The sequence below is a fragment of the Herbaspirillum sp. BH-1 genome, from assembly GCF_002870055.1.
Taxonomy (GTDB): domain Bacteria; phylum Pseudomonadota; class Gammaproteobacteria; order Burkholderiales; family Burkholderiaceae_D; genus Herbaspirillum; species Herbaspirillum frisingense.
The window spans coordinates 88,553-112,695 of sequence record NZ_PKOI01000010.1 but is presented as its reverse complement, the minus strand read 5'-3'; the positions used below and the strand labels follow the sequence as shown (position 1 = coordinate 112,695).

Here is a 24,143-nt window from a genome sequence, read left to right as displayed (position 1 = left end):
GCTACAACCAGGGCCAGGAGCGGTTCTCCTGCGGCAGCGCCCAGGCATCCGGATAGTCTACCCGCGCCAGGTAGAGGCCGTCCGGCATGAAGGTCGGGGCGGCCCGGCTGCGGTCGCGCAGGGCCAGCACCTGCCCTATCCACTCCGGCCCCTGCTTGCCGCTGCCGACCACGATCAGCGAGCCGACGATGTTGCGCACCATGTGATGCAGGAAGGCATTGGCCTTGAGGGTGAAGACGATCATGTCGCCATGGCGACGCACGGCGAGGCTCTCCATCTTGCGGATGGGCGACTTGGCCTGGCACTCCACAGCCCGGAAGCTGGTGAAATCATGTTCGCCGATCAGGTGCTGGGCGGCGCGGTGCATGCGGTCCGCGTCCAGCGGCCGGAAGGTCCAGCCGGCCTTGCCGGCCAGCAGCGGCGAACGGACCGCATGGTTGTAGAGCACGTAGTGATAGGTACGGGCGATGGCCGAAAAGCGCGCATGGAAGCCGAACTGCGCCAGCTGCGCCGCCCCTTCACGCTCGGCGCCATGCAGCGCGGCGACCTCGCCAGTGCCGACACCGGCAGCGGCGCTGGCGTTGGCAATGGCCGCGTCATCCACGTAAGGCAGCTCGCAAGCCCAGCGCACCGCAATCGTCGGCGGCAGGAAGGCGTTGGTGCCGCGCACCCAGGAAAAGCTGTCGCGGGCGATGGCGGTGTCGAAATGGACCACCTGCTCCAGCGCATGTACGCCGGAGTCGGTGCGGCCGGCACAGGTGGTGGCGATGGGCTGGGTACTGAAGCGCAGCAGGGCCGCCTCCAGCTGATCCTGCACGGTCTGGCGGTGCGGCTGGGTCTGCCAGCCCTGCCAGCAGGCGCCGTCGTATTGCACGCCCAGTACCACGCGGCGCAGGCCGTCGGCCTGGGGGGAAAAGTCTGTCATGGTGATCACTGCAGGCCGCCCTTGCGCTGCTTGCCAGGCTCAGGCGGCACGATGAAAACAAACGGGCAGCTCATGCGAGCTGCCCGCGAGATCAAGCTATTGTAATCGCTGCGGCCGTGGGCTTCAGCCCAGGGCGGCCATCATTTGCTTGGCACGTGCGATCTGGGCATCGTTGCCGCCGCGCATGACTTCTTCCAGCAATTCGCGAGCACCTTCCTTGTCGCCGATTTCCTCATAGGCGGCGGCCAGGTCGAGCTTGGTGGTCATCTCGGCCTCGAAGGCGGACTCTTCATCTTCTTCCAGCAGGTTGGTGGACGTTGGCGCTGCGTCCTCCTCCGGCAGGCTCAGGTCCAGATCGGCCAGATCCGTAGCGGGAGCGGGAGCAGGTGAAGCGGGCGTCTCATCCAGGCTGTCCAGCAGGGCCGATGCCGAGGTGGCGCCGCTCGATGCCGGCAGGATGGGCTCGTTGGCGTCGGGCTTGGCACCGTTTTCCAGGTCCAGGTCGAAATCGATGTCCTTGCCCAGGTCCATGGCCGCGCCTGCCGGCGGGGTCGACGTGGCTTGCAGCTCGGCGCCCTTGAAGTCGCTGAGGTCGAACTCCATGCCCTGCTCTTCCTCGCTGCTGAGGATCGGTTCCTCTTCGGCCGGGACACCACCGTACAGCGGATTGGTGGGATCGACTTCCAGGCCCAGGGCGGCGGCCTTGACCCAGGTTTCGTTGAGACCGCCGCTGAGCTGATGCAGGTCGAGCGCGACCTTGTTGAAGTTCGCCACGTCGCCGCGCTTGGCATAGATTTCCAGCAGCTTGGCGTGCAGCGCCTGGCGCTCGGGCGTTGTCTGCAGGGCCAGCTTGAGAATGTCCTCGGCCTGCTCGTCACGGCCATAGGCGATGTACATGTCGGCTTCGGAGATCGGATCGACCGGCTCTTCCGGAACCACGGCGGCCACCGGAGCTGCCTCCTCGACCACGGGCGCGACGACTGCGACGGTCGCCGGAACCTCGGGTTCTGCTTCAGGCTCCGCCGCAGCCACCGCTGCCGCTGCCGCAGCCGCTGCTGCAGGTGCAGGCGGCGCAGGCTCGGGTTCGACGGCAGGTTCGACGGCGCCTTCCTCGGACTTCTTCTTGCGACGACGCATGGCCAGCACACCACCACCGGCGGCCAGCAGCGCGACCAGCACGCCGGCACCGATCAGGAAGGCGGGATTTTCCTTCACCTTGTCGATGAAGCTACCACCGTTCTTGTCTGCCGGTTTGGCGCTGGCCGCTGGAGGCGTAGTCGACGAAGCGACTGCCGCAGCCGGCGCCGGTGCCGTTGCAGGTTCAGGCGCAGGGGTGGCGGGCGCATCGGCCGGCTTGTCCTCGGCCTTGGGTGCGGCGGTGTCGGCGGCCGGCTTGGCGGCTTCGCCCTCCTTCGGTTGTTGCGCGCTCAGTTCGGCGATGGTCTTGTTCTTCAGCTCCAGCAGTTTCTGGAGGTTGTCGACGTTCTTTTCCAGGTCCTTGACGCGGTCATTGGCCTCGGCCAGAGCGCGCTCGCTGGCGGCCTTGTCTTCGGCGGCAGTGCCGGCGCTGCCGGTCTTGCCATTGCCCTTGTTGGCGCGGGACAGCTCCAGGCGATCACGCGCCGACTGGGTGCCGGAACGTTCTTCCACCCGCGTGGTGATCTTGCCGCCGCCACTCTGGCGGCTGGCGCCGGGCTTGCCGGCCGGTGCGTTGGCGACCTGGCCGGCCAGCTTGTTGCGGTAGGCGTTGAAGTCCTGCGCCTGCGCCACGACCATGCCGCGTGCCTCATCGCGGTCGACGGCGGCGGCGGTGGGCTGATCGGGAATGCTGAGGATCCTGCCGGCGCGCAGGCGGTTGATGTTGTTGCCCTGGAAGGCGTCGGGATTGGCGCGATACAGGGCGATGAGCATCTGGTCCAGCGAGACATTGGCCGGCTGGTTGCGGGCGGCAATCGCGCCCAGGGTATCGCCCTGCTTGACGCGGTAGTCGGCGCTCTTGCCGGCAGCAGCCGGCGCAGCGGCCGCTGACGGATTAGCCGCGGCCGGCTGGGCCACCGTCCCCGTGGCGCTTTGCGTCGCCGGACGGGAAGCGGCAAGCGCGTCCGGACTGGCCGAGGCCGGGGTATCGGCAGGCGCCGCCTGCTGGCGACGGATCAGTTCCTCGGCCAGGGCCGATGGTGCAGGCCGCTGGACGATGGTGGTCGCGGGCTCTTCGCCGCTGACCGGGATCGGGGTGCTGCTGGCAGCAGGAGCGGCAGCGGGTGCGGCAGCCTGTGCTGGTGCAGGGGCGGGGGTCGGCGCGGCAGTGGCGGCCGGTGCAGCGGTCGGTTCAGAATCGGAAGCCGGAGCAGACGGCGCAGCAGGCGTGGTCGCCGCAGCAGGGGCTGGGGGGGCGGCCGCTGCGCTTGCTGCAGCCTCGCTACGGGCAGCCGAACCGTTGGTGGCACCGGCATTGCCCGGGGTCAGCGGTGCCACCTGGGCGTTGCGCGGTGCCTTGCTGTCAGGTGGATCAAGCAGGAAGGTATATTCACGCAGCAGGCGGGAATCGCCCGCGCTCAATTCCATCAGGAGGTCGACAAACGGATCACTGACCGGCTGGGAAGAGCTGATACGGATGAAGTGGCGCCCCTGGCGCTGTTCGACCACGAAGGACAGCGAACCCAGTACCGGGTTGTAGTCCATGTTGGCGCGGCGGAAGGCCTCGGCCGGTGCCAGGCGGGCCGACAGCTTGCCGGCCTCGTCGGCGCTCACGGAAGTGACCTCGATCTCGGCCCGCAACGGCTGGCCCAGCGAGGACAGCACGGTCAGCTTGCCCAGTCCGGCCGCCTGCGCACCCAGCGGCAAGGCCAGGGCCAGCGCGACGGCGGCGCTCAGGGTCTTCATCTGGGACAGGGGAAGCTTCTTGTTAGTATTCAGAGGCATGTTTTATATGGCTTAGAGAAACGTTCCGCTTGAAACCCGTCACGCTCGCGTTCTACCCGGTGGAAGCCGTGAATGGGGCATGTGCCGCGCAGCCTTACTGTGGGCCGTCGCTGCTCCTGTCCCTGCAGCCCTTGCTGTCTTGAAAGCATTGTTTTGCAGCTCAGGGAACGGAAATGCAGATCCATTTCATCAAATCCAGCAGGCGCCCGGCGATGGCGCTGCCATGTTGGTTTTCATGAAATGAATGGGCTTTTCAAATTAACATCAAGAACTTACACCCGCAAGTGTACTTAAGTTCTCAAGATGAGAAAAACCCGCCAGCTTCTCCCTGGGGAAAAGCTGGCGGGCTATTGTTGCAGACTGACAACGGGATAGGCAAGCCCTATTCGCATTGCAGCAACGCACGGCGGTTGCCGGCCGGATATTTTTCCGGCCGTCGCATTACTCCAGGTTGCCCAGGATGATGCGCAGCATGCGGCGCAGCGGCTCGGCCGCGCCCCACAGCAACTGGTCACCGATGACGAAGGCGGAAATGTATTCCGGACCCTGGTTCAGCTTGCGCACGCGGCCCACGCCGATTTCCAGGCCGCCGGTGATGGCTGCCGGGGTCAGTTCCTTGACCGTGATGGCGCGGTCATTGGGAACCCACTTCACCCACTGGTTGCCGGCACGGATGATGGACTCGATCTCGGCCAGGGGCAGGTCGCGCTTCAACTTGATGGTCAGCGCCAGGCTGTGGCAACGCATGGCACCGATACGCACGCACAGGCCGTCGACCGGGATGATCTTCTCGTTGCCGAGGATCTTGTTGACTTCGGCCTGGCCCTTCCACTCTTCCTTGGACTGACCGTTTTCCAGCTGGGCGTCGATCCAGGGGATCAGGCCGCCGGCCAGCGGTGCGCCGAAGAACTCGGTAGGCACGTCTTCACGGATGGTCTTGGCGACCTTGCGGTCGATGTCCAGGATGGCCGAGGACGGCGTGGCCAGCTCTTCGGCCACAGCGGCGTTGATGACGCCCATGCCCTTCAACAGTTCGCGCATGTGGTTGGCGCCGCCACCGGAGGCTGCCTGGTAGGTCATGGAGCTGACCCACTCGACCAGGCCTTCCTTGAACAGGCCACCCACGCCCATCAACAGGATGGAGTTGGTGCAGTTGCCACCGATGTAGTTCTTCACGCCCTTGGCCAGTGCGTCCTTGATGACGTTGCTGTTGACCGGGTCCAGCACGATCACGGCATCATCCTTCATGCGCAGCGAGGAGGCGGCGTCGATCCAGTAGCCGTCCCAGCCGGCTGCACGCAGCTTGGGGAAGATCTCGTTGGTGTAGTCGCCACCCTGTGCGGTAATGATGATGTCGCATTTCTTCAGCTCATCGATGCTGTTGGCGTCTTTGAGCGTCGTTGCCGTTTTGGCAAACGACGGCGCTTTGCCGCCCGCATTCGAAGTCGAGAAAAATACCGGTTCGATGTGATCGAAATCACCCTCGTCCTGCATGCGTTGCATCAGGACCGAACCCACCATTCCACGCCAGCCAACCAAACCAACCAGTTTCATCATCTTTCCCTATTTAGAACATCCATGGTGAACAACTCAGATTGAACACATATGCGCCGGACCATCCGGCATTTCAGGCGCCCCGCCCTGCCCGGCTTGTGCGGGCGGACGAGGCACTGAGCCTACGCGAGGGCCTTGACCACGGCCTCGCCCATCTGCTGGGTATTGACCTTGGTGCAGCCTTCTTCATAAATATCGGCGGTGCGCAGACCTTGCGCAAGCACTTTCTTCACGGCGTTCTCGATGCGGTCGGCCTGTTCGGCGCGGTTCAGCGAGAAACGCAGCATCATCGCCGCCGACAGGATGGTCGCCAGCGGATTGGCGATGCCCTTGCCAGCGATGTCCGGTGCCGAGCCGTGCGAGGGCTCGTACAGGCCCTTGTTGTTGGCATCCAGCGAAGCCGAGGGCAGCATGCCGATGGAACCGGTCAGCATGGCGGCGGCGTCGGAGAGGATGTCGCCGAACATGTTGCCGGTGACGATGACATCGAAGTTCTTCGGTGCCTTCACCAGTTGCATGGCGGCGTTGTCCACGTACATGTGCGACAGCTCCACGTCCGGGTATTCCTTGCCCACTTCGGTGACGACGTCTTTCCAGAACTGGAAGGTTTCCAGCACGTTGGCCTTGTCCACGCTGCACAGGCGCTTGCCGCGCTTGGCCGCGGCCTGGAAGGCAACATGCGCGATACGGCGGATTTCCGGTTCCGAATAGCGCATGGTATCAAATCCTTCACGTGCCCCCTTGAAAGGACCGTCCGGCGCTTCGCGCATGCCACGCGGCTGGCCGAAATAGATGTCGCCGTTCAGTTCGCGCACGATCAGGATGTCCAGGTTGGCCACCAGCTCGGGCTTCAACGACGAAGCACCGGTCAGTTCCGGATAGCAGATGGCGGGACGGAAGTTGGCGAACAGCTGCAGGTGCTTGCGCAGGCCCAGGATGGCCTGCTCCGGGCGCAGGGCGCGCTCCAGCTTGTCGTACTTCCAGTCGCCGACGGCGCCGAAGAGGATGGCGTCGGCTTCCTTGGCCAGCTTCAGGGTGCCATCCGGCAGCGGGTGGCCGTGGGCCTCGTAGCCGGCGCCGCCGACCGGGGCCGATTCCATCTCGAACTTCTCGTCCAGTGCATTGAGCACACGCACGGCTTCATCGACGATTTCAGGACCGATGCCGTCGCCCGGCAGGATAGCAATCTTCATGGCTTCTCTTTCTCAGTTATGCAGCGAATTCGGGTTATCAATGACAAGGGCGGTCATCTGACCGCCCTTTGCTGTTGTTTCAACGATCCTGTCAGATCGTGTTGCTCAGCCAGGGCTGTTCGTGCAGGTGTTTCTCTTCGTAGGCACGAATGGTGTCGGCTTTGCGTAGGGTCAGGCCAATGTCGTCGAAACCGTTGAGCAGGCAGTACTTGCGGAACTCGCTGATATCGAAGGGATAGGCCTGGCTGCCGTTGGTGGTGCTGACGACCTGCTTTTCCAGGTCGATGACCAGGCGATAACCCGGGAAGGCCTTGACTTCATTGAACAGGTGATCGACCTGTTGCTCGGTCAGGACGATGGGCAGCAGACCGTTCTTGTAGCAGTTGTTGAAGAAGATGTCGGCGAAGCTGGGCGCGATCACCGCGCGGAAGCCGAACTGGTCCAGCGCCCACGGCGCGTGCTCGCGCGAGGAGCCGCAGCCGAAGTTCTTGCGCGAGAGCAGGATCGAAGCGCCCTGATAGCGCTCCTGGTTGAGCACGAAGTCCGGGTTCAGCGGGCGCTTGCTGTTGTCCATGCCCGGCTCGCCATGATCCAGGTAACGCCATTCGTCGAACAGGTTGGGGCCGAAGCCGCTGCGCTTGATCGACTTCAGGAACTGCTTGGGGATGATCGCATCGGTATCGACGTTGGCGCGATCCAGCGGCGCCACCAGTCCTTCGTGCAGGATAAATTTATTCATGGTCTTGACCTTGGGTCGGACGGGCAATCCGGCCGCCCAGTCCTTCCTGATTTCTGTTCAAAAACTGAAGCTACGGGCCACATGGCCCGCTTCCGGCGCTTACAGCGAGCGCACATCCACAAAGTGACCGGCGATGCCGGCCGCCGCGGCCATGGCCGGGCTCACCAGGTGGGTACGGCCACCGGCACCCTGGCGACCTTCGAAGTTGCGGTTCGAGGTCGAGGCGCAGCGCTCGCCCGGTTCCAGGCGGTCGGCGTTCATGGCCAGGCACATGGAGCAGCCCGGTTCGCGCCATTCGAAACCGGCGTCGCGGAAGATCTTGTCCAGGCCTTCGCGCTCGGCCTGTTCCTTGACCAGGCCGGAGCCCGGCACCACCATCGCCAGCTTGACGTTGGAGGCGCGGAACTTGCCGCGCACCACCTTGGCGGCTTCGCGCAGGTCTTCGATGCGGGAATTGGTACAGGAGCCGATGAAGACCTTGTCGATGCGGATGTCCTCGATCGGGGTATTGGGCTTCAGGGCCATGTAGGCCAAGGCCTTTTCCATGCCGTCGCGCTTGGTGGCATCCTTTTCCTTGTCCGGATCGGGGACGCGGGCATCCACGGCCACCACCATCTCGGGCGAAGTACCCCAGGTGACTTGCGGCTTGATGTCGGCGGCATTGAGCGTGACCACCATGTCGAACTTGGCACCCTGGTCGGAATGCAGCGTGCGCCAATAGGACACGGCGCGCTCCCAGTGCGGGCCGGAGGGCGAATAAGGACGGCCCTTGAGGTAATTCAACGTGGTGTCGTCGAAGGCCACCATGCCGGCACGGGCACCGGCTTCGATGGCCATGTTGCAGACCGTCATGCGGCCTTCCATGGACAGCGAGCGGATGGTCGAGCCAGCGAATTCGATCGCATAACCGGTACCACCGGCCGTGCCGATCCTGCCGATGATGGCCAGCACGATGTCCTTGGCGGTCACGCCGGCCGGCAGTGCGCCGTCGACCTGGACCAGCATGGACTTGGACTTGCGTGCCAGCAGCGTCTGCGTGGCCAGTACGTGTTCCACTTCTGAGGTGCCGATGCCATGGGCCAGCGCGGCGAAGGCGCCGTGGGTGGAAGTGTGCGAGTCACCGCAGACCACCGTCATGCCCGGCAGCGTGGCGCCCTGCTCGGGGCCGATCACGTGCACGATGCCCTGACGCTTGTCGTTCATGCCGAAGTAGGTCAGGTTGTATTCCTTGGCATTGCCGTCCAGCGTCTCCACCTGCAGGCGCGAGATGGGGTCGGCGATGCCGTGGGCGCGGTCGGTGGTGGGGACGTTGTGGTCCGCCACCATCAGGTTGGCCGAATTGCGCCAGGGTTGACGACCGGCTAGCTTGAGGCCTTCGAAGGCTTGCGGGCTGGTCACTTCATGGAGCAGGTGGCGGTCGATATACAGGATGGCGGTGCCGTCATCTTCCGTATGAACGACGTGCGACTCCCAGAGTTTGTCGTAGAGCGTCTTGAGCATGTTGCGGTCCGGCGGAACTGGAAAGGGGTGCTGATCGGGAAAAATAGCTTTTGATTATGCCATAAAGCGAAGGGTCTGACCTCCTTGCCGTGTTTTCCGCCGCGTCGCCACAACAGGCAATAATGCTGCAAGGCAGCAGAAAAAGCGCAGAAGTTGCGGCCCACATGAAAAATCCGGCATTTCCCCATCCCGTCGGGGCCATGCCGGATTGCGATACCGTCTGCAGCGAGGTTCAGCGCTCAGCGCTTGCGGGTCTGCTGGTACAAGGGATCGACGCGCTGCGCATAGACCGTCAGATCGGCAATGCGCTCACTGCTGGAGGGGTGGGTGGACATGAACTGCATCGGCTCGTCCCCGCCCAGGCTGGCCATCTTCTGCCACAGGGTCACCGCCGCCTTGGGATCATAGCCGCCGCGTGCGGCCAGTTCCACGCCGATGCGATCGGCCTCGGTCTCGTTGGCGCGCGAATTGGGCAAGCCCATCAGGCCCATGTAGAGATACTGGCCACCCTGCTTGCCCACGTCGCCCAGCCCCAGCAGGGCCGCACCGATGGAAATGGCCGAATTGGCCACCACCTGCTGCGAAGCGCGCTCGCGGGCATGCTCGCGCAGGGCGTGGGCGATCTCGTGGCCCATCACGGCGGCCAGTTCATCGTCGGTGATCTTGAGCTTGTCGATCAGGCCGGTATAGACCGCGATCTTGCCGCCCGGCATGCACCAGGCATTGGTTTCCTCCGAGCTCAGGACATTGACTTCCCAGTTCCACTTCAGCGCATCGGGGCGGAACACCCCGGTCTGCGGGATCAGGCGATTGGCGATGGCGCGCACCCGCTGCACCTGCGCAGCGTTGCGGTTGAGCAGGCCCTTGCCCTTGGCCTCGGCCAGTACCTGCGCATATTCCTTGCTGGATGCCGCTTCCATCTCGGCCGAGGACACCAGCATCTGCTGCTTGCGCTCGATGCCCACGGCACCGCCCTGGGTGGTCTGTACGGTCTCGCATGCCACCAGGCCCACCAGGGCTGCGGCCAGCAGACTGTTCTTGATGATAGGTTTGAGCTTCATGCCCGCCTCCATTGAATAATTGATCTTGATTCCGGGTCAGCCGGTGGGCAGGCCTGCACGCGCCCGCCCACCGTGAGCGGCTTCGACCCGGACAGCCGCAAATTGTTTCAGGCAGGAAAAAGCCGGCGACCGCTTGCGCGATGGCCGGCTTGCGCTCGGTTCTGCCCGGTTCAGCGCAGCGCCGGTGTATCGACCTTCACATCACCGCACTGGGCGCGGTTGCGCAAGGCGTGGTCCATCAGCACCAGGGCCAGCATGGCTTCGGCGATGGGCGTGGCGCGGATGCCCACGCAGGGGTCATGGCGACCGAAGGTTTCCACCGCGATCGGCTGGCCGTTCTTGTCGATGGAAGGGCGCGGGGTGCGGATGCTGGAAGTGGGCTTGATGGCAATGGAGGCCGTGATGTCCTGGCCGGTCGAGATGCCGCCCAGGATGCCACCGGCGTTGTTGCCGACGAAGCCTTCCGGCGTGAGCGCATCGCCGTGCTCGGAACCCTTCTGCGCCACCGAACGGAAGCCGGCGCCGATCTCCACCCCCTTGACGGCGTTGATACCCATCAGGGCAAAGGCGATCTCGGCGTCGAGCTTGTCATACAGCGGCTCGCCCAGGCCGACCGGCACGTTCTGCGCCACCACGTCGATGCGCGCACCGATGGAGTCGCCGTCCTTGCGCAGGGCATCCATGTAGTCTTCCAGGCGCCCGATGAGGCTGGCATTGGCGGCGAAGAAGGGATTGTTGGGCACATGCTCCCAGGATTCGAAGGGAATCGCGATCTCGCCCAGCTGGCTCATGCAGCCCTTGAAGGTGGTGCCGTACTTTTCGAACAGCCACTTCTTGGCGATGGCCGCCGCGCCCACCACTGGTGCGGTCAGGCGTGCCGAGGAACGGCCACCGCCGCGGGGATCGCGGATGCCGTACTTGTGCCAGTAGGTGTAGTCGGCATGACCGGGACGGAAGGTATCGAGGATATTGCCGTAGTCCTTGCTGCGCTGGTCCTGGTTGCGGATCAGCAGCGCAATCGGGGTACCGGTGGTCTTGCCCTCATAGACGCCGGAGAGGATCTCGACGGTATCAGGCTCCTGGCGCTGGGTGACGTGGCGCGAGGTGCCGGGACGGCGGCGATCCAGTTCCGGCTGGATATCGGCTTCCGACAGCGTCATGCCCGGGGGGCAGCCATCGATCACGCAGCCGATGGCCGGGCCGTGGGATTCGCCGAAGGTGGTGACGGTGAAGAGCGTGCCGAAGGTATTGCCGGACATGATGGAATTCGCGCAAAAGGGGAGAAAGACGCGATTTTACCAGCCCCGGGCGCCGCCGACGAGCCACGGCGCCCTTCCCGCCTGCAGCCTACTTCCAGTCGCCGCGCAGTTCGCGCACCTTTTCCTGCAGCAGCTCGGGGCTGACCTGCTCGGCCGGGATGGGCTCGCCGGCCACCAGCTCCAGCCGCGAGAACAAGCCACGCCGGAAGGTACGCGTGACCGGGTTGCTGGGATCGCGCGAGAACAGGCTGCCCCACAAGCCGCGCAAGGCCAGCGGCACCACCGGCACCGGGCTGCGGTCGATGATCTTCTGCACGCCGCCCCGGAAGGGGTTGAGCTCGCCATCACGCGTCAGTTTTCCCTCAGGGAAAATGCACACCAATTCACCCTCGTGCAAAGCCTGGGCGATATCGACGAAGGCCTTCTCGGTCAGCCAGGGGTCGGCCTTGACCGGCGCAATCGGGATCGCCCGCACATTGCGGAACAGCCAGGCCATCACCGGGATCCGGAAGATCTGGTAATCCATCACGAAGCGCACCGGGCGCGGGCTGGCCGCCATGATGGCGATGGCATCGACATAGCTCACATGGTTGCACACCAGCACCGCCGCGCCCTGGTCGGGAATGGCCTGGCCATTGACGATGCGCACCCGGTAGAAGGTATGGATCAGCAGCCAGGCCAGGAAGCGGATCAGGAACTCAGGCACCAGTGAGAAGATGTAGACCGCCACCACGCCGTTCATGATGGCCGTAGCCAGGAAGATCTGCGGAATCGTCATCCCTGATTTCAGCATGACCATGGCCACCAGCGCCGACACCACCATGAACAGCGAATTCATGATGTTCATCCCGGCGATGGTGCGCGAGACGTGCGCCGGATCGCAGCGGGTCTGGATCAGCGCAAACAGCGGCACGATGTAGAGTCCGCCGAACAGGCCGATGCCCAGGCAATCACCGAGGATGCGCCAGCTGCCGCCGTGCGCCAGGAAGCCGCCCAGGTCCAGCATCGCCGCCGGCGTCACATAGGCCTGGCTGGCAAAATACAGTTCCAGCCCGAAGACCGACAGGCCGATGGAGCCGAAGGGCACCAGCCCGATTTCCACCTTGTGGCCCGACAGCCGCTCGCACAGCAGCGAACCCACGCCGATGCCCACCGAGAACACCGCCAGCAGCAGCACGAAGACGCTATGGTCGCCGTGCAGGTAGTTCTTCGCATAGACAGGGAATTGCGCCAGCATGATGGCGCCATAGAACCAGAACCAGGAATTGCCCAGCAAGGAGAGGAACACCGGCCGGTTGCGGCGCGAGAAACCAAGGTTGCGCACCGTTTCCGTGAAGGGATTCCAGTTCACCCTCAGCTCCGGCGCCGGGGCCGGCGAAAGCGGAATGCGCAGGCTGGCCAGCCAGCCCAGCACGGCAATGCCGATGGTCACGCCAGCCACCAGTTGCAGCCCCCAGGGCTTGTGCACCACCAGCACCGCACCCAGGATTTCCCCCAGCAGGATGCCGACGAAGGTCCCCATCTCGATCAGGCCATTGCCGCCGATCAGTTCCTCGCGCTTCAACTGCTGCGGCAGGTAGGCATACTTGACCGGTCCGAACAGCGTGGAATGGATGCCCATGCCGACCACCGCCGCAATCAGCAGCCACAGGTGGTGCGTCATCCAGCCATAGGCGGCGATGCCCATGATGACGATTTCCAGCAGCTTCACGAAACGCGCCACGCGGCCCTTTTCCAGCTTGTCCGCCAACTGGCCGGAGGTGGCCGAGAACAGGAAGAACGGCAGGATGAACAAACCCGGGATGAGGTTGTTGAGCAGGCCCGGATCCATCTCGGTCCAGGACAGGGCGTCATAGGTGAGGATGGTCAGCAGCGCGGTCTTGAAGACATTGTCGTTGAGCGCGCCCAGGAACTGGGTCCAGAAGAAGGGAGCGAAACGCCGTTGGGAGAAAAGCGAGAACTGGCTGTTCTTTTGCATGGGCAATCAGGTCAGGGAAACGGAATGCGCAGCCTACGCAGGCCGGGCCGAAATGACAACAACCTCAATGGACAATAAAAAACCGCTCCAGCAGGAACGGTCAGAACCAGGCCGCCTGCGGTGGCAGGCGGCGTCAGCGCAGGAAACGGCAACCGGGCCAGCGACGCTCAGGCGTTGCCTTCGCGCTCTTCTTCCTCGGCCGGCCAGTCGCGGATGTAGGCCTTGAGCATCTTGTTCTCGAAGCCTTGCGCATCCAGCACGGCCTTGGCCACGTCGTAGAAGGACATTACGCCCAGCACGGTGCGCGCTTCCATCACCGGCACGTAGCGTGCATGCTTTTCCAGCATGATGCGGCGCACTTCGTTCAGATCGGTATCGGGGGTGACGGTGATGGGGGCGTCGTTCATGTGCTTGCGCACGGTCGAGCCACCCAGGGCGCCGCCGTTCTTGTGCAGCGTCAGCAGCACTTCGCGGAAGGTCAGCATGCCGACCAGGTCGCCATATTCCATGACCACCAGCGAGCCGATGTCTTTCTCTGCCATCGCGGCGACCGCCTCCTGAATCGGGGTGTCCGGCGTGACGGTGAAGAGAATGTTGCCTTTGACCTTGAGGATTTCAGAGACTTTCATGATGTCGTCCTAGTTGTATGAAGCTGTTTTGACTGTAGGCGATGACGCCCGGAAAATCCAATTCATGGGGGCAACAGGATAACTGATCCTGGATGCCGCCGCTGGCGGGGCGCGCGATGCATGCACATGGTACGGTCAAGCGCGCCCTTTGGGCAACCGGCAATCACGCTGCCATGCAGTATTTCCAGCAATCATGCGAAGCTTGCTTCAGCACAAGGTTTGCATATGCGCGCTGCGCTGACTAAGCTGGAATCGTCAGGATCACCTGGAGAAGCCCATGGCCGCCACCCTGCCCGACCGACACTACGCCAGCTTCAGCGAGTTCTATCCGACCTACCTGAGCGAACATGCGCACCGGGTCAACCGGCAGCTGCACTTCCTGGGGTCGACGCTGGCGCTGCTGAGCCTGTTGCTGCTGCTCATCACCCACCAGTGGTGGTGGCTGGCGGTGGCCCTGTTCTGTGGTTACGGCTTTGCCTGGGTCGGGCATTTCATGGTGGAGAAGAACCAGCCGGCCACCTTCCGCCATCCCCTGTATTCCTTCATGGGCGACTGGGTCATGTACTGGCAGATGCTGACCGGGCAGGTCTCGTTCTGAGCGCTCAGCGCTCCCACATGCGGCGCCGCTCATCCAGCGGCACGGCGGCATAGGGCATGGCAGCCACGGTGCTCTGCGCCTGCGGGTCGACGCTGGCAAGGCCTGCGGGACCGCAGTAGTCATCCAGCGACTGGCCGAGCACGCCGTCGATGGCGTCTTCCACCCGCCTCACCAGAGCCTCCTCGTCACCCGCCTGCGCCAGCACGGCGGGATCGAATACGAACAGCCGATACACCTGCGCCAGCAGGATCGTGCTGGGGTTGGCCACCAGCGTCCAGCGGTCCATGTCATCGGTGATGCGGCGGTTCCAGCCGGTGCGGCGACTGGTCTCCGGCTTGACCGAGGCCACCCAGCCTTCTTCACTCATCCGGCTCAGCAACTGCTGCAATTCACCCAGCCCCAGTCGCGTGGCGCGACGCACCTCATCCATGCTCACCACCGCCGACTCCACGCCGACCCGGGCCGCATGCAGGAATTTCAGGACCTTCACCGCATCGATGAACTCCGCCCCCGGCGAGGCCACATGCCACCAGCGCTCGTAGCGCACCACCGGCAGCGCCGCCGTCAGCAGGGCGCCGAACAGGGTGATCATCCACATCATGTAGATCCACACCAGGAAGATCGGCAGCACCGCCACCGTGCCATAGACCATGGTGTAGGTCGGGAACTGCATGATGTAGACCGCGAAGAGGCGCTTGGCGATTTCCAGGCCGACACCGGCCAGCAGGCCGCCGGCCAGGGCGTCGCGCCAGTCCACGGTCTGGTTGGGTACGGTGCTGTAGAGCAGCGTATAGGCCAGCGTCGAAAACATCAGCGAGACCAGCGTATAGAAGCCCGCGCCCAGCCACGGCAGGCTCTTGACCGCACCACCGGTGGCGCTGGAGAGGTAGGAGGTCACGCTGATGGACACCCCGATCAAGAGCGGTCCCAGGGTGATGATGGCCCAGTACACCAGCACCCGCTGCACCAGCGGACGCGACTTCTTGACCCGCCAGATCTGGTTGAACACGCTCTCGATGGTGGACATGGTCAGCACCGAGGTCAGGATCAGCACCACCCCGCCCACCGCCGAGATGCGCGCCGACTTGGCCGCGAACTGGTTCAGATAGCCCAGGATGGTATTGGCCACCCCCTTGGGCATGAGGTTTTCGACGAAATAGGCTTCCAGCGAAGCGCGGAAGGTCGAGAACAGCGGGAAGGCCGTAAACAGCGCCAGCGCGATGGTCAGCACCGGCACCAGCGAGAGGATGGTGGTGAACGTCAGGCTGCCGGCCACCTGGGGCAGACGATCCTCGCGCAGTCGCCGGCCGGCGAAGCGCAACAGATCGCTCAACTGTTCTCGGGACAGACCACGCATACGGGAAAAGGGAAAACGCAAAGAGGGCATCGGTTCGACTTCATGGGGTGACGGCAAGCAACAGCGCCACACCCGGGTTCTTTCCCGCCGCCAGGCGGCAGGATGACAAGTTTGGCGATTATCGCCCAAGCCGCCGGCAAAATCCCGCAAAAAACGAAGCTGCATCCTAAAGTTGCAGTTATGACCTCAAGGATGCGAGGCAAAAGGCAGCAGTCGAGGAGATTTCTCTCTTTTTCCCTCACGCTGGGAGGAAAAAAACGGAAATATAATAAGTCACATGATGACCAGCTCCTCCCCCTCTTCCGTGAACGCTCCCTCCAACGCCACCGTCCTGGTGCTCTACTATTCGCGCCATGGCGCCACCCGCAAGCTGGCCGAACTGATCGCCCAGGGCGTGGAAAGCGTCCCCGGCTGCGATGCCCGCCTGCGTACCGTGCCGGCGGTCTCCACCGTCACCGAGGCCGTGGAGCCGGACGTCCCCAGCTCCGGCGCGCCCTATGTGGAAGCGGCCGACCTGGCGCAGTGCGACGGCCTGGCCCTGGGTTCGCCCACGCGCTTTGGCAACATGGCCGCGGCCATGAAGTATTTCTGGGACGGCACCTCGCCGCAGTGGCTTTCCGGCACCCTGACCGGCAAACCGGCCTGCGTGTTCACCTCCACCGGCAGCCTGCATGGCGGCCAGGAGTCGACGCTGCTGACCATGATGATTCCCCTGCTGCATCACGGCATGCTGTTGCTGGGCCTGCCCTATGCGCACCCCGAACTGATGAATACCCACAGCGGCGGCAGCCCCTACGGCGCCAGTCACTGGGCGGGCGTCAACGGCAACCAGCCACTGTCGGACGACTCGCGTACCCTGGCCATCGCGCTGGGCAAACGGCTGGCAGAGACCGCATTAAAACTACGGAGACCATCATGAACAGCAGCGCGCGCTATTTCCACCTGGGAGCCAGTTCCAGCCTGGTCGTCCTGATCCTGCTCTGTGTGGCATGGGAACTGGCGCTGGCGCCGCTGCGCCCGGGCGGCTCGTGGATGGTGCTCAAGGTGGTGCCGCTGCTGCTGCCCTTGCGCGGCATCCTCAAGCGCGATGTCTATACCCTGCAGTGGTCGTCCATGCTGATCCTGGTCTACCTGGCCGAGGGCCTGGTACGCGCCACCAGCGATGCCAATCACACCTCGGTCTGGCTGGCCTGGGGCGAGGTGGCATTGACCACCATCTATTTCATCTGCGCGCTGGCCTACCTGCACCCCTTCAAGAAGGCCGCCAAGGAAATCGCCCGCCAGGCCATCCACAAGGCCTCGCGCTGATCTTCGCCAACGCGATCCGCTGCTCCAATCCGCTCCAATACGACGCGCCGCCCCGGTGGCGGCGCGCACCTGTTGCCATGACCGCCATGACCGACACCACCACCGAATTCCTCGCCGCCTGCCGCGCCGCCATCGGCGCCGCCCATGTCCTCACCGAGCCGAGCGACACCGGCGGCTACCTGACCGACCAGCGCGGCCGCTACACCGGCCGTGCCCTGGCCGTACTGCGTCCGGCCGATACCGGCGAGGTGGCCGAGATCGTCAAGCTGTGTGCGCACTATGCGGTGCCACTGGTACCGCAAGGCGGCAACACCGGCCTGGTGCTGGGCAGCGTGCCGGACCAGCAGGGCAATGCGGTGCTGCTGTCGCTGCGGCGGCTCAACCGCATCCGCGCCGTCGACCCGATCAACAATACGATGACCGTGGAAGCCGGCTGCGTGCTGCAGCATCTGCAGGAGCAGGCCACCGCCGTGGGGCGACTGTTCCCGCTGTCGCTGGCGGCCGAGGGCAGTTGCACCATCGGCGGCAACCTCTCCACCAATGCCGGCGGCACCGGCGTGCTGCGCTATGGCAATACCCGCGAACTGTGCCTGGGTCTGGAAGTGGTCACCGCCGAGGGCGAGGTGATGAGCAGCCTGAAGGGCTTGCGCAAGGACAATACCGGCTACGACCTGCGCGACCTCTTCATCGGTGCCGAGGGTACGCTGGGCGTCATCACCGCCGCCGTGGTCAAGCTCTTCCCGCAACCGCTTGCGCAGGTGACGGCACTGGTGGCGCTGGATACCCCGGCCCAGGCACTGCAGCTGCTGCAACTGGCGCAGTCACGCTGTGCGTCGGCACTGACCGGCTTCGAACTGATGTCGGACTTCTGCCTGCAGCTGGTCTGCAAGCACTTCCCCGAGCAGCGCCTGCCCTTCGCCCAGCGGCATGCGCAATACGTCCTGCTGGAACTGTCGGACAGCGAATCGGAAGAGCACGCCCGCGCCCTCTTCGAAAGCGTCATCGGCGACGCCCTGGAACAGGCCCTGGCCAACGATGCCGTGATCGCCGCCTCGCTGGCGCAATCGCGGGCGCTGTGGCAATTGCGTGAAAGCATCTCCATGGCGCAGGCGCACGAAGGCAAGAACATCAAGCACGACATCTCGGTGCCGATCTCGCGCATCGCCGACTTCATCGCCACCACCGACGTGCTGGTGCAGCAGGCCGCGCCCGGCTGCCGCATGGTGACCTTCGGCCACCTGGGCGATGGCAACCTCCACTACAACGTCTCGCCACCGGTGGGCGTGGCCGATAGCGCATTCCTCGGCCAGCAGTCAGCCATCAACCTGGTGGTGCATGACAGCGTGGACCGCTTCGGTGGCTCGATCTCGGCCGAACACGGACTGGGTGCGCTCAAGCGCGAGGAAATCCTGCGCTACAAGTCGCCGGTGGAACTGCGGCTCATGCGCGCCATCAAGCAGGCGCTGGACCCGCAGCAGCTGATGAATCCGGGCAAGGTGCTATAGCCGCCAGGGCAGTACGGGCCGGCAAACAAAAAGGGACGGACGCTATCACGAGCCGTCCGCCCCAACCTCCCCCTCAGGAGCCTGCCTGAAACCCTTGCCGCAGCAAGGTTTCTCTATGTAGTCATCTTTGCATCTCCCGCTGCCTGGCAATCCGAGGAATAGCGAGCAATGCCACGGCCAATTTCCCGGATCAGACGGAGCAGGCCGATCATGCCGCGCTCTTGTGCTGCTCGCGCATGGTCTGCAGGAACAGGTCGGGCGCCATCGGCCTCCCCCTGAGATAGCCCTGCAGGGCGTCGCAGCCCACCGAGGCGAGGAATTGCTGCTGGCGCTCGGTCTCCACGCCCTCGGCCACGATGCGCAGGTTCAGCGTGCGTCCCAGGGCCACGATGGCCGAGACGATGGCCGCATCCTCGGTGCCGTCGCTGAGATCACGCACGAAGCCGCGATCGATCTTCAATTCATTGGCCGGCAGACGCTTCAGATACAACAGGCTGGAATAGCCGGTCCCGAAGTCATCGATGGAAATCTCCACCCCCAGGTCGGCAATCTTCTGCAGGGTCAGCAGGCTGGCCTCAGTATCGTGCATGGCGGTCGATTCGGTGACTTCCAGCGTCAGGCTCTGCGGCGGCAGCTGATGGCGTTCCAGCGCGCCACGCACCACCTCCAGCAGATGCGGATCGGCAAACTGCACCGCCGACAGGTTCACCGCGATCTTCCAGTCGGCATAGCCCAGGGTCAGCCACTCATGCATCTGGCGACAGGCCTCGTCCAGCACCCAGGCACCGATAGGGATGATCAGCCCGGAGCGCTCGGCCAGGCCGATGAATTCATCCGGCCCCACCAGGCCACGTTCGGGATGCTGCCAGCGTAGCAGCGCCTCGGCGCCCAGCACCGGGCCATCGGGCAGGCTGAACTTGGGCTGGTAGACCAGCCGGAACTGCTTGCGCTCCAGCGCCACCCGCAGGTCTTGCAGCCACTGCAGTTGATGGTGGGCATTGGCATTCATCGAAGGCTCGAAGAAGTTGTAGCCGTTGCGACCGGCGCGCTTGGTGTGGTACATCGCGGCATCGGCGTTGATGACCAGGTCGTGGCGGGTATTGCCGTCTTCCGGATAGATGGCGATGCCAATGCTGGCCGAGACCCGCAACTCGTGCTCGCCCACACAGAAGGGCTGGTTGACCGCCTCCACCAGCTTCTCGGCCACCGGCATGGCATCATCGGGTAGCGTCAGGTCGACCAGGATCACGAACTCGTCCCCGCCCAGGCGCGCCACCGTATCGTGGGCGCGGGTGGTGGCCGTGAGACGGCGCGCCACCTCCACCAGCAGGCGGTCGCCCACATGGTGACCCAGCGAATCGTTGATGGCCTTGAAGCCGTCCAGGTCCATGAACATCAGCGCGAAATGGCCGTTGCTGCGGGCCGCCTTGTTGATCGCCTGGGTCAGGCGGTCTTCCAGCAGGGTGCGGTTGGGCAGCTTGGTGAGATGGTCGTGCAGCACCATCTGTGTCAGTTCTTCATTGGCCTCGGCCAGCGAGCGGGCCAGTTTGGCGGTGCGCGACTCCAGTCGTGCGTCCAGCACCGAGGTCAGCAAGGCAATCGTCAGCACCGCCAGCGTGACCACGATGATCAGGATTGCCAGCCAGCCGATGCCCACACCTTCGCGCGCCGACATGCAGACCGAGCCGCTGGGGAAACTGGCCGCCGCCATGCCGGTGTAATGCATGCCGACGATGGCCACGCCCATCACCACCGAAGCACCGGCGCGCGCGGCCTTCACATGCGGGGTATTCTTGCGCAGGCTGAAGGCGATCCACAAGGCCGCAGCCGAGGCCGCGATGGCGATGAATACCGACACCACGAACAGCGCCACGTCATAATCGATGCCCGGTTGCATGCGCATGGCGGCCATGCCGGTATAGTGCATGCCGGCGATCCCCACCCCCATCAGCAGCGCACTGCCGAACAGGCGCCGCAGGGGCAGGTCCCTGCGGGTGACGATCCACAGCGCAAAGCCGGAGGTGGCGATGGCGATCAACAGCGATACCGCCGTGATCCAGGCGTCATAACCCAGGGCGATCGGCAGGCGGAAAGCCAGCATGCCGATGAAGTGCATGGACCAGATCCCTACGCCCATGGCGATGGCGCCGCCGGTCAGCCAGAAGCGGGCCACGCGCGGATGCTGGTTGCTGGTGGTATTGATACGCTCGGCCATGTCCAGCGCCGTATAGGAGGCGAGGATGGCAACCAGCAGTGAGACGACAACCAGCAACTTGTCGTAGGTGGCGATGAGCATGGCGAACGGTACGGCGTATTAGTATCAGGACAGGAACAGGACGAAAATCGCGGAAGGCAACCAGGAAAATCAGGGAATGTCAGCCAATCTCAGGAGCTAGCAGCCGATATCAGTGACCCAGGATGCCCATGGAACCCAGCTTAGAAGGCGCAGCATTGTCCCACAATCAGGAAATACCCGTTGTCATCCTGATATGTTTCGGCGCCCGTCCTCAGCCTGGGAGTAACAAGCTGCTAGCTATCGGCAACTGATCTCCACATGATTGGCAACTTTATCGGGCGCAACCGATCTGTTCTGACTGCAGTGCGCCTGCCGGCCAGCCTTTGCGTCCCTGTTTCCCGGTTTTTCTGGAGGGCGCTGCCCTCCCCGGCCCGCCCGCGCAGCAAGACAACATGCAAAATGAAAACAAAACACAACAAATCGACAACAAGGACATCATGCTGAGCTTACCCCAAACCCGTCCGCGCCATCGGAAAAACTGCCTGCCCCCACGCTGGAAACGCACTTCCCGCCTGATTGCGCTGGCTTTGTGTGGCATCGGCGCAGCGCCGCTCTGGAGCAGCCCGGCCCAGGCCGGCATCTCCATGGTGCAGCCACCCAAGCGCATCGATGCCAGCAAACCCCTGGAACTGACGCTGCTGGTGTCCGAGGACGAACAGGCCGAACGCAGCTACAGCCTGCCGCCCACCCTGCTGGTAGCAGCCTCGGCCGACATGATCCCGCCCCAGCAGATCACCCTGCAGCGGGTCGATGGCGAGGACCGCCTCACGCTGCGGCAAGGCGAGTTCCGCAAGGTGCGTTATCGCGGCGTACTGCCGGAGCGCCTGCGCGGCATGGTGCGCATCGAACCGATCGGCATCGACGCCTCGCCGGTGCTGGTGGCGGTGGTGCGTCCGGATGCCAGCCTGGGGCCGCTGCCGGAGTCGCCCGACCTGATCAACACCCCGCTGGCCGACTCCAGCAGCAAGGTGGCCCCGGTGGCGCCCTCGGCCACGGTGCTCACGCCCGGCACCAATGCCTCGCCCATCGACAGCGCACCGGCGGCCGAAGACATCCTCTCAAACAATCGCCGCCTGTCCTTCAACGAGCCGATGTACTTCACGGTCGGGCACAACCACGGCGATACCAATGCCCGCTTCCAGTTCAGCTTCAAGTTCCGCGTCTTCGTGCCGGACGATCCGCGCTCGCGCGGCCTGCTGGACAATCTCTACCTGGGCTACACCCAGTTCTCGCTGTGGGACCTGTCGGCGCCTTCCGCGCCCTTCCGCGATACCAGCTATCGCCCCAGCCTCTACTACTACCTGCCGGACCTGGGCATCCAGAACGGCGTGTTCAGCCGCATCGGCATCGCCACCGGCCTGGAGCACGAGTCCAACGGTCGCGACGGTCCCGAATCGCGCAGCATCAATACCTATTTCATCGAACCGACCTTCAACTTCGGCAACCTCAACGACTATCACTTCAAGGTCGCGCCCAAGGTCTACGCCTATCTCGGCCCGACGCGCGACAATCCGGACATCGCCGACTACCGTGGCCACCTGGACCTGAAGCTGGCCTATGGCAAACCGGACGGGGTGGAAGTGGCGACCATGCTGCGCAAGGGCAGGCTGGGCGGCAAGTACAGCGCCGAGACGCAGATTTCCTATCCGCTCTCGCGCCTGCTGCCCGGTACCGCCGGCTACCTGATGGCCAGCTACTTCTCCGGCTACGGCGAAAGCCTGCTGACCTACAACCAGAAGGACAGCCCGCAACTGCGCATCGGCTATGCCTTGTGGCGTTAAGCACGGCGTTGTGGCATTAAGCACGGCGACCTGACCCGCAAAAGCACAACGGGGATGCACTGCATCCCCGTTGTTCATTGTTGCAGCGGACCTGGGTCGCTCGTCAGGCCACCGGCGTACGCATCGTGACGAACTCCTCGGCCGAGGTCGGATGGATGCCGATGGTGGTATCGAACTGCGCCTTGGTGGCACCACACTGCAGGGCCACGGCGAAACCCTGGATCACTTCGCCGGCGTCGCCGCCCACCATGTGTACGCCCAGCACCCGGTCACTGGCGGCATCGACCACCAGCTTCATGAAGGTTCGTTCAGTATTGCGCGAAAGCGTGTTCTTGAGCGGCTTGAAATCGGTCTTGAAGATCTTCACCGCACCCACTTCCTTCCTGGCCTCTTCCTCGCTCATGCCCACGGTGCCGATGTTGGGGTGGCTGAAGACGGCGGTGGGGATGTTGCGGTAGGACATGCTGCGCTCGCCCTTTCCGAACAGGCGCGCCACCACCACCATGGCCTCGGCCAGCGCCACCGGCGTGAGCGCCACGCGGTCGATGACATCGCCCACGGCCAGGATGGAGGGCACGCTGCTCTCGAAGTTGTCGTTGACCGGGATGGCGCCGTTCTTCGCCAGCGCGATACCGACCTTCTCCAGCCCCAGCCGGCCCGTATTGGGCGTGCGGCCGGTGGCGAACAGCACGCACTCGGCCTGCAGGGTCTCGCCATTGGTCAGGCGCACCTGCTTGACGCTGTCCTCCGTGGCGCCTGCGGCATCCTCGGCGCCGATGGCATCGATGCTGGCATTGAACACCAGGCGAATGCCCTTCTTGGCCATCTCGTCGGCCAGGTGTACGCCGAGGTCGGCATCCATGTTGCGCAACAGGCGCTCACGGCGATAGACCAGGGTCACCTCGCTGCCCAGGCCGTTGAGGATGGAGGCCAGTTCCACCGCGATATAGCCGCCCCCCAGCACCACCGCGCGCTTGGGCAGGCCCTTGAGGTGGAAGAAGTCATCCGAGGTGATCCCCAGTTCGCTCCCCGGAATCTGCGGCTTGTCCGGATGGCCACCGGTGGCGATCAGGATGTGGCGGGCGGTGAAGCGCTGGCCATCGACGTTGACCGTGTGGGCATCCTCCACCGTGGCAAAGCCGCGATGCAGCTTGACGTTGGCCCCATCCAGCAGACGCTGGTAGATGTCGTTGAGGTGGGCGATCTCGCGATCCTTGTTGGCGATCAGGGCCGACCAGTCGAAGCTGGGCTTGCCGTTGAGGGTCCAGCCATAGCCGGCGGCGTCGGCGAAGTCCTCGTGGTAGTGCGCACTGTAGGACATCAGCTTCTTCGGAATGCAGCCCACGTTGACGCAGGTGCCGCCCAGGTCGCCCTTCTCCGCCAGACCCACGCGGGCGCCGGTCTGGCCGGCGAAGCGCGCAGCGCGCACACCACCGGACCCGCCGCCGATGGTGAAGAGGTCGTAATCGTATTGGCTCATGGTTTCTCCATTGCATGGACGCTGCCCCCTGGCGGCGTCCGTGTTCTATCTGGTCGGT

At 64.2% G+C, this 24,143-nt stretch carries 18 protein-coding genes; 5 read left to right on the top strand and 13 right to left on the bottom strand.

The genetic code is table 11. The annotated features are described in order from the left end of the window. Nucleotide 1: 1 nt before the first annotated feature. The 10 genes from HBH1_RS14920 to HBH1_RS14875 form a co-directional block, all read right to left on the bottom strand. Nucleotides 2-925 (bottom strand): tRNA pseudouridine synthase A, encoded by a 924-nt coding sequence (locus tag HBH1_RS14920; RefSeq protein ID WP_102663421.1) that lies wholly within the window; start codon nt 923-925, stop codon nt 2-4. Nucleotides 926-1,048: 123 nt separating this feature from the next. Beyond that, on the bottom strand, nt 1,049-3,847 hold the full coding sequence (locus HBH1_RS14915; protein WP_102663380.1) for a motility hub landmark protein FimV: 2,799 nt from the start codon (nt 3,845-3,847) through the stop codon (nt 1,049-1,051). A gap of 441 nt (nt 3,848-4,288) precedes the next feature. Continuing rightward, a complete protein-coding gene (gene asd / locus HBH1_RS14910) occupies nt 4,289-5,401 on the bottom strand; it encodes an aspartate-semialdehyde dehydrogenase (RefSeq protein WP_102663379.1) in 1,113 nt (370 codons plus the stop codon). 122 nt (nt 5,402-5,523) lie between these two features. Further along, complete coding sequence (gene leuB / locus HBH1_RS14905; RefSeq protein ID WP_006462721.1) at nt 5,524-6,594, bottom strand: 3-isopropylmalate dehydrogenase; 1,071 nt, start codon at nt 6,592-6,594, stop codon at nt 5,524-5,526. Nucleotides 6,595-6,685: 91 nt separating this feature from the next. Then, nucleotides 6,686-7,333: a 3-isopropylmalate dehydratase small subunit gene (gene leuD / locus HBH1_RS14900; RefSeq protein ID WP_077236331.1), complete on the bottom strand. Its 648-nt coding sequence runs from the start codon at nt 7,331-7,333 to the stop codon at nt 6,686-6,688. A 99-nt stretch (nt 7,334-7,432) separates the two neighbouring features. Next, the gene (gene leuC, locus HBH1_RS14895; protein WP_102663378.1) at nt 7,433-8,833 is read right to left on the bottom strand and encodes a 3-isopropylmalate dehydratase large subunit; all 1,401 of its coding nucleotides are present in this window, start codon (nt 8,831-8,833) and stop codon (nt 7,433-7,435) included. Nucleotides 8,834-9,072: 239 nt separating this feature from the next. After that, nucleotides 9,073-9,894, bottom strand: a complete 822-nt coding sequence (locus HBH1_RS14890) for a M48 family metallopeptidase (protein ID WP_199181593.1) — start codon at nt 9,892-9,894, stop codon at nt 9,073-9,075. Between the two features lie 170 nt (nt 9,895-10,064). Beyond that, nucleotides 10,065-11,153 (bottom strand): chorismate synthase, encoded by a 1,089-nt coding sequence (gene aroC, locus HBH1_RS14885; RefSeq protein WP_102663376.1) that lies wholly within the window; start codon nt 11,151-11,153, stop codon nt 10,065-10,067. 88 nt (nt 11,154-11,241) lie between these two features. Beyond that, nucleotides 11,242-13,131, bottom strand: coding sequence for an MFS transporter (locus HBH1_RS14880; protein ID WP_006462726.1), 1,890 nt, complete (start codon nt 13,129-13,131; stop codon nt 11,242-11,244). A 167-nt stretch (nt 13,132-13,298) separates the two neighbouring features. Continuing rightward, nucleotides 13,299-13,760, bottom strand: a complete 462-nt coding sequence (locus HBH1_RS14875; RefSeq protein ID WP_006462727.1) for a CBS domain-containing protein — start codon at nt 13,758-13,760, stop codon at nt 13,299-13,301. A gap of 277 nt (nt 13,761-14,037) precedes the next feature. Here HBH1_RS14875 and HBH1_RS14870 point away from each other — a divergent pair, with 277 nt between their 5' ends. Then, nucleotides 14,038-14,358 carry an Mpo1-like protein gene (locus HBH1_RS14870; RefSeq protein WP_006462728.1) on the top strand — a complete coding sequence of 107 codons (321 nt, stop codon included), beginning with the start codon at nt 14,038-14,040 and terminating at the stop codon, nt 14,356-14,358. Between the two features lie 4 nt (nt 14,359-14,362). Here the strand turns inward: HBH1_RS14870 and HBH1_RS14865 are convergent, their stop codons facing one another. Next, nucleotides 14,363-15,715 (bottom strand): YihY family inner membrane protein, encoded by a 1,353-nt coding sequence (locus HBH1_RS14865; RefSeq protein ID WP_102663375.1) that lies wholly within the window; start codon nt 15,713-15,715, stop codon nt 14,363-14,365. A gap of 280 nt (nt 15,716-15,995) precedes the next feature. Between HBH1_RS14865 and wrbA the strand changes: the two genes are divergently transcribed. The 3 genes from wrbA to HBH1_RS14850 all read left to right on the top strand — a co-directional run bounded on the left by wrbA (nt 15,996) and on the right by HBH1_RS14850 (nt 18,528). Further along, a complete protein-coding gene (gene wrbA / locus HBH1_RS14860; RefSeq protein ID WP_102663420.1) occupies nt 15,996-16,634 on the top strand; it encodes an NAD(P)H:quinone oxidoreductase in 639 nt (212 codons plus the stop codon). Then, entirely contained in the window at nt 16,631-17,023 is a 393-nt protein-coding gene (locus HBH1_RS14855; protein WP_102663374.1) for a DUF2069 domain-containing protein, read from the top strand. Before wrbA ends, HBH1_RS14855 begins: the two co-directional genes overlap by 4 nt. A 77-nt stretch (nt 17,024-17,100) precedes the next feature. Next, entirely contained in the window at nt 17,101-18,528 is a 1,428-nt protein-coding gene (locus tag HBH1_RS14850; RefSeq protein WP_102663373.1) for an FAD-binding oxidoreductase, read from the top strand. 208 nt (nt 18,529-18,736) lie between these two features. Here HBH1_RS14850 and HBH1_RS14845 read toward each other — a convergent pair whose 3' ends face one another. Then, nucleotides 18,737-20,824, bottom strand: coding sequence for a putative bifunctional diguanylate cyclase/phosphodiesterase (locus HBH1_RS14845; RefSeq protein WP_102663372.1), 2,088 nt, complete (start codon nt 20,822-20,824; stop codon nt 18,737-18,739). 437 nt (nt 20,825-21,261) lie between these two features. Between HBH1_RS14845 and HBH1_RS14840 the strand changes: the two genes are divergently transcribed. Beyond that, nucleotides 21,262-22,605: a phospholipase A gene (locus HBH1_RS14840; RefSeq protein WP_310010299.1), complete on the top strand. Its 1,344-nt coding sequence runs from the start codon at nt 21,262-21,264 to the stop codon at nt 22,603-22,605. A gap of 103 nt (nt 22,606-22,708) precedes the next feature. Here the strand turns inward: HBH1_RS14840 and gorA are convergent, their stop codons facing one another. Next, the gene (gorA, locus tag HBH1_RS14835; protein ID WP_102663370.1) at nt 22,709-24,085 is read right to left on the bottom strand and encodes a glutathione-disulfide reductase; all 1,377 of its coding nucleotides are present in this window, start codon (nt 24,083-24,085) and stop codon (nt 22,709-22,711) included. Nucleotides 24,086-24,143: the final 58 nt, after the last annotated feature.